6 protein-coding genes are annotated in these 6,540 nt (G+C 68.1%); 3 read left to right on the forward strand and 3 right to left on the reverse strand.

Annotated features, from left to right (window positions below; all coding sequences use genetic code 11):
* Positions 1 to 72: 72 nt before the first annotated feature.
* Positions 73 to 1,659, reverse strand: a complete 1,587-nt coding sequence (gene serA, locus AC2VON_RS12290) for a phosphoglycerate dehydrogenase (protein ID WP_486953219.1) — start codon at positions 1,657 to 1,659, stop codon at positions 73 to 75.
* A 74-nt stretch (positions 1,660 to 1,733) separates the two neighbouring features.
* Positions 1,734 to 2,855, reverse strand: a complete 1,122-nt coding sequence (locus tag AC2VON_RS12295) for an FAD-dependent monooxygenase (RefSeq protein ID WP_486953220.1) — start codon at positions 2,853 to 2,855, stop codon at positions 1,734 to 1,736.
* A 72-nt stretch (positions 2,856 to 2,927) separates the two neighbouring features.
* On the opposite strand from AC2VON_RS12295, the gene AC2VON_RS12300 reads away from it, so the two are divergent.
* The 3 genes from AC2VON_RS12300 to AC2VON_RS12310 all read left to right on the forward strand — a co-directional run bounded on the left by AC2VON_RS12300 (position 2,928) and on the right by AC2VON_RS12310 (position 5,533).
* Positions 2,928 to 3,557, forward strand: coding sequence for a TetR/AcrR family transcriptional regulator (locus AC2VON_RS12300; protein WP_486953221.1), 630 nt, complete (start codon positions 2,928 to 2,930; stop codon positions 3,555 to 3,557).
* Between the two features lie 70 nt (positions 3,558 to 3,627).
* Positions 3,628 to 4,101, forward strand: coding sequence for a DUF4262 domain-containing protein (locus AC2VON_RS12305; protein WP_486953222.1), 474 nt, complete (start codon positions 3,628 to 3,630; stop codon positions 4,099 to 4,101).
* A 1-nt stretch (position 4,102) separates the two neighbouring features.
* Positions 4,103 to 5,533 carry a phytoene desaturase family protein gene (locus AC2VON_RS12310; RefSeq protein WP_486953223.1) on the forward strand — a complete coding sequence of 477 codons (1,431 nt, stop codon included), beginning with the start codon at positions 4,103 to 4,105 and terminating at the stop codon, positions 5,531 to 5,533.
* Positions 5,534 to 5,563: 30 nt separating this feature from the next.
* On the opposite strand, the gene ilvC is transcribed toward AC2VON_RS12310, so the two are convergent.
* The coding region (gene ilvC / locus AC2VON_RS12315; RefSeq protein ID WP_486953224.1) for a ketol-acid reductoisomerase at positions 5,564 to 6,540 on the reverse strand (977 nt) is incomplete at its 5' end.

The raw sequence follows: 6,540 nt of genomic DNA on the forward strand, positions 1-6,540 counted from the left end.
CTGCATCGTCGCCGGCGGTCACTTGGCGCCGCTCCTCCTCATCGCTGCGCTCTGCATCGTCGCCGGCGCGTCTCACGACAGGTCGACCACCTCGAGCTTGTTGGCGCCGACGGCTGTACCGATCGCTGTGCGCACGTCCTCGGGCACATCCTGGTCCAACCGCAGCAGGACCGTCGCAGCCGGGCCCTCGGCGTCCTCGGACAGTTGCGCGGCGTGGATGTTGATTCCGGCGCCGCCCAGCAGGGTACCGATCTTGCCCAGCGCGCCGGGCTGGTCGGCGTAGTTGATGACCAGGTTGACACCCTCGGCGCGCAGGTCGAAGTGTCGGCCGTTGATACCGACGATCTTCTGCACCTGCAGCGGGCCGGACAGGGTTCCAGCCACGGTGACGGTGGAGCCGTCGGCGGCGACTGCCTTGATATCGACGACGCTGCGATGGTTGGGGCTCTCGGTGGCCGTATCGATCTCGGCGGCCACCCCGCGTTCGGCGGCCAGCGCGGGAGCGTTGACGAAGGTCACCGGAGCTTCGATGACCGCCGAGAACAGGCCCCGCAGCGCCGAAAGCCGCAACACCTCGACGTCTTCGGCGGCCAGCTCGCCGCGCACCTGCACTGACAGCGACACCGGCAGCGCGTCGGACAGCGCGCCTGCCAGCAGCCCGAGCTTGCGCACCAGATCCAGCCAGGGTGCGACTTCCTCGTTGACCACCCCGGCACCGACGTTGACCGCGTCGGGCACGAACTCGCCGGCCAGCGCCAGTTTCACGCTGGCCGCGACGTCGGTGCCGGCCCGGTCCTGGGCCTCGGCGGTGGAGGCACCCAGGTGCGGGGTGACCACCACCTGCGGGAGGTCGAACAGCGGAGAATCGGTGCACGGTTCGGTGGCGAAAACGTCCAGCCCGGCGGCGCGGACGTGGCCGTCGCTGATCGCTTCTGCCAGTGCCGCCTCGTCGATCAGCCCGCCGCGCGCGGCGTTGACGATGATCACCCCGGGCTTGGTTTTGGCCAGCGCATCCTTGCCGATCAGTCCGGCCGTCTCGGGGGTCTTGGGCAGATGCACCGAGATGAAGTCGGCCCTGGCCAGTAGCTCGTCCAGGCTGAGCAACTCGATGCCCAGCTGGGCGGCACGCGCCGCCGACACGTAAGGGTCGTAGGCGATGAGACGGGCGCCGAACGCCGTGAGCCGCTGAGCGACCAGCTGCCCGATGCGGCCCAGCCCGACCACCCCGACGGTCTTGTCGAAGATCTCCGTTCCGGAAAACGAGGACCGTTTCCACTCGTGGGAGTGCAGCGACGCGTCGGCGGGAGGAATCTGGCGGGCGGCAGACAACATCAACGCGATCGCGTGCTCTGCGGCGCTGTGGATATTCGACGTCGGGGCGTTGACCACCAGCACGCCACGGGCGGTGGCGGCGTCGACGTCGACGTTGTCCAGCCCCACCCCGGCCCGGGCGACGATCTTGAGCTTGGTGCCGGCGGCCAGCACCTCGGCGTCGACGGTGGTGGCCGAGCGCACCAGCAACGCATCGGCCTCGGGGACGGCGGCCAGCAGTTTCTCCCGGTCAGGGCCGTCGACCCAGCGGACTTCGACCTGGTCGCCGAGCGCGGCGATGGTGGATTGGGCAAGTTTGTCGGCGATCAACACCACGGGCAGGCTCACCCGCAACAGCGTAGTGGGCAGCGATCAGCGTAGCCCAGCCGGGCGCGGCGGGTCGGGGTCACCGGACACCGAGGTCAGCGCCGCCCCGGCTCTAGAGATCCGGGCTGAAGCTGTCGGTTGCGCGCATCGATCTGCTCTTGGGTGGCTGGTACCAGGCGGTCGCCTCCAGGCGCCGCCATCGCCTGGACTCTGGTCGCGTGTGGTCGCCGGTCGCGGCCGTATTGCGCCCATGCCCGGGCGATGTCGTCGGGGTGGTCGCGCAGGGCTTGAGCCAGAGACCATGCGCCGGTCAAGGCCAGGCTGGTTCCGCGGCCGGTCAGGTTGGAGGTGCAGTGGGCGGCATCGCCGACGAGCACGACGCGGCCGCGGTGCCAGATGGGCATGTGGATCTGGCTGACCGAGTCGAAGTACAGTTCCGGGTCGGCGACCGCGGCCGCTATCAGTTCAGGGATTCGCCACTCATTGTGGCCGGCGAAAGCGTCGGCCAGGATCTGCTTCTGGACCGCCGGGTCGTGATAGTCGTAGTCGATCCAGGGCGATCGAAACATGAAGACCGCCAAGGCTTTGTCGTTGTAGGAGGCAATGCCGATCAGGTGCCCCGGATAGTTGTACATCGGGTTGTTGCGTCCGGTCGGCGGGTAGTCGGGCAGCCCGGCCAGGGCGATATAGAAGCCGAGGTAATGCAGAAACCGCTGCTCGGGACCGAACACTAGCCGGCGAACGGCCGAGTGCATCCCGTCGGCTCCGACAACCAGGTCGTAGCGGTCCTGCTTGCCCGAGGCGAAGCGAACGTCGACGCCGCGGTCATCGTCGCCGAGTTCGGCGATGGATTCCTCGAACCGCAGCTCTGTCGACGGCCCGAGGTGGTTGTAGAGGATGGTGGTGAGGTCTTCGCGGGGGATCTCGAAATCGTCCGCGGAGTCGTTGATCTGGTCGAAATCCGGTTCGGCGACGACGGCGCCGTTACGGTCGACGAATTGGACGCGTTCGCTCATGTCGATCCGGAGCTCGCGGATTTTCCCGAGCACACCCATCTTGTCGGCGATGTCGATCGCGTCACCGCGAATGTCGATCGGAGAACCATTGACGCGCAGATGGTCGGCGCGTTCGACGAGGGTGACGTCGTGGCCGGTGGCGCCGAGGTTGATCGCGGTGCTCAGGCCTGCGATACCGGCACCGGAGATGAGTATTCGCATCGGATCTGCTCCCGCCCAGAATAAGATACAGATCGTATCCTACGAAGATAGACCGGAGCGATAGGAAACGCAATGTCTCTTAGCCCGACACCTCCTGCGCGGCGCCGTCGTGGCCGCGCGTTGGAGACGGCTCTGCTGGATGCCGCGTGGGCGGAGCTGGCCGAACGCGGGTACGACGACATGACCATCGACGCCGTGGCCGCGCGGGCGGGTACCAGCCGCGCGGTCCTCTACCGGCGCTGGCCCGGCAAACAGGAGCTGGTGCTGGCCGCGTTGAAGTACGAGGTCGGCAAGGACGTGATCGCCACCCCCGACACCGGCAGCCTGCGCGGTGACGTCGTCGGGATACTCCGGCAGGCCAACAAAGTCAGGGTCGGACTGGCGACGCAGTTGTTCACCCGGCTGGGCGGCTTCTACCGTCAGACCGGCGCGAGCCTCGCCGACCTCGGCGCGTTAGTCCAAGGCGGCCGTAACCCCGCTCTCGACGAAGCAATCCAGCGGGCGATCGGCCGCGGTGAAATCCAACCGGAACAGGTCACCGAACGCATCGCTCGGCTGCCCGGGGACCTGTTCCGCTACGAAATCCTGATGACGCTGCGGCCGCTGTCCGACGAAGCCATCGAGGAGATCGTCGACACGATTTTTCTTCCGCTGCTCGACCGGCGTAATGCCAAACCGCAGCCAGCTGTTCGCCACCCTTGAGCGCATCCGTTTCTTGTCGGTGCCCGGGTGAATCCTGTCGGTAGGTATGACGACGGGAGGAGAAGCACCCATGTGCTGGAAATGTGATCATCCGGACAGCACCGTCGAGGAATGGCTGGAGGCCATTCGCGAAACGGTGGACAAGCACGGTTGGGCGGTGCAATACGTGGAGAGCGACCGCACCCCCTACGCCTACACCATCGGTCTGCATGAGCGCGGCCTGCCCGAGCTGTTGGTGACCGGCCTGGCGCCGGCGCCGGCGGCCCGGCTGCTCAACAGCGTCGCCGCGTATCTGATGGATGGCGGACGGCCGATGCCCGGCGATTGGATCTCGATACCTGGTGGGCCGACGCTCGCGGTAGTCCAGGTCGAGCATCCCGATGCGCACCTAAACGTGGCGATCGCGTTCTACGGCAGTGACCTGCGGGCGCTGCAATTGGTATGGGCCGACGACCGCGGCCACCAGCCGTGGTGCCCCGAATTCGCCAACGGCGGGGTCCGCCAGCCCGTTTTCGGTGTGCGGGTCGGCTCCATATCCTCATGAGGTGGACGTCACCGTCGTCGGCAGCGGCCCGAACGGACTTGCCGCCGCCGTCATCTGTGCCCGCGCCGGGCTGTCGGTGCGGGTGCTCGAGGCGCAGCCGACGTTCGGCGGCGGGGCGCGGACGGCCGCCGATCCGGAGTTTGCCGGTGTGTCCCACGACGTGTGCTCGGCGGTTCACCCGCTGGCACTGGCGTCTCCGTTCTTCGCCGAGTTCGACCTGCCCGCCCGCGGCGTGCGGCTGGTGGTGCCGGAGATCTCCTACGCCAACCCGCTGGAGGGGCGCCCTGCCGCGATCGCCTACCGGGACCTGCAGCGCACCTGCGCGGAGTTGGAGCACGGCTCCTCGTGGCGTCGGCTGTTGGGCCCCCTGGTCGACGGCTGCGATGCGGTGGTCGGGTTCCTGATCGGCGACAAACGGTCGGTGCCGACCGGCCTCACGACAGTGGCACGCCTTGGTGTGCGGATGGTCGAACAGGGCACCCCGGCGTGGCGGCTGCTGGCCGGTGCTGACGCCCAGGCTCTGTTCACCGGCGTCGCGGCACACACGATTTCGCGAATGCCGTCCATCACCTCGGCAGCGGCGGGCAACATGCTCGCCACGCTCGGGCATGCGGTGGGCTGGCCGATCCCGGTGGGCGGCAGCCAGGCGATCACCGGCGCGCTGGTCGCCGACCTGCGCGCCCACGGCGGGGATCTGGCCGCCGGTGTCGAGGTGACCGAACCACCCGGCGGGGTGGTGGTTTTCGACACCGCCCCCACCGCGCTGCTGGACATCTACGGTGACGCACTGCCGTCGCGGTATGCGAAAGCGTTGCGCCGCTATCGGTTCGGGTCCGGTGTAGCCAAAGTTGATTTCGTGCTCTCCGGCGAGGTGCCGTGGCATGATCCGCGGGTGGCGACGGCACCCACCCTGCATCTGGGCGGTGACCGGCGGCAGATGGCGTTCGCCGAAGCCGAGGTGGCCGCCGGGCGGCACGCGTCGGCCCCGATGGTGCTGGCGGCGCTGCCGCATCTGGCCGACCCGTCGCGGACCGACAGCGCGGGCCGGCGCCCGATGTGGACATACGCCCACGTCCCGGCCGGCTCGCCGATCGACCAGACCGAGGTGATCACCGCGGCCATCGAACGCTTCGCACCGGGTTTCCGCGACATCGTGCTGGCCGCGCGCAGCATGCCGGCCGCCGAGATGACCAGCCACAACGCCAACTACGTCGGCGGCGACATCACGCTCGGCGGCAACAGCGCGTGGCGGGCGCTCGCCGGACCGACACCGCGGTTAAACCCTTGGACCACACCGGTTCCCGGGGTGTACCTGTGCTCGGCGGCCACTCCGCCCGGTGTCGGCGTGCACGGCATGTGCGGCTACTACGCCGCGCGCACGTTGCTCAAACACGAATTCGGCATCCGCAAGCTGCCGAAGCTGGGAGTCTAATTTCGCCCTAACTCCGCGTGCGCGACACGGCTACGCCGTCTCGGTGATCGGGCGGTCCACCCAGCTCATTAGATTCCTCAGCTTGCGGCCGGTGACCTCGATGGGGTGCTCGGCGTTGGCCTTGCGCAGTGCCTCCAGCTCCTTGTTGCCGCCCTCGACGTTGGCGACCAGTCGCTTGACGAAGCTGCCGTCCTGGATGTCACGCAGGATGGCACGCATCCGTTCCCTGGTGCCCGCGTCGATCACCCGCGGCCCCGACAGGTAGCCGCCGAACTCCGCGGTGTCGGAGACGGAGTAATACATCCGCCCGATGCCGCCCTCATACATCAGGTCGACGATCAGCTTGAGTTCGTGCAGCACCTCGAAGTAGGCCAGCTCCGGCGGGTAGCCAGCTTCGACCATCACGTCGAATCCGGCCTTGACCAGCTCCTCGGTGCCGCCGCACAACACCGTCTGCTCGCCGAACAGGTCGGTTTCGGTTTCGTCTTTGAACGTGGTCTCGATGACGCCCGCGCGGGTGCCGCCGATCGCCTTGGCGTAGGACAGCGCCAGCGCCACGCCGTCACCGCCCGGGTCTTGAGCCACCGCCACCAGGCACGGCACACCCTTGCCGTCGACGAACTGGCGGCGCACCAGGTGCCCCGGCCCCTTCGGAGCGACCATCGCCACCGTGATGTCGGCGGCCGGCTTGATCAGGCTGAAATGGATGTTGAGCCCGTGGCCGAAGAACAGCGCGTCGCCGGGTTTCAGGTTGGGCTCGATGTCGCCTGCGAAGATGCCGGCCTGCGCGGTGTCGGGCGCCAGCAGCATAACCACGTCGGCCCAGGCCGCTACCTTCGCCGGCGTATCGACGTCCAGGCCCTGCTCGTCGACCTTGGCTCGCGACTTGGAGCCCTCCTTCAGCCCGACGCGCACCCGCACGCCGGAGTCGCGCAGGCTCAGCGAGTGCGCATGCCCTTGGCTGCCGTATCCGATCACCCCGACTTTGCGGCCGGCGATGATCGACA

The organism is Mycobacterium sp. TH-M82 (assembly GCF_057473605.1).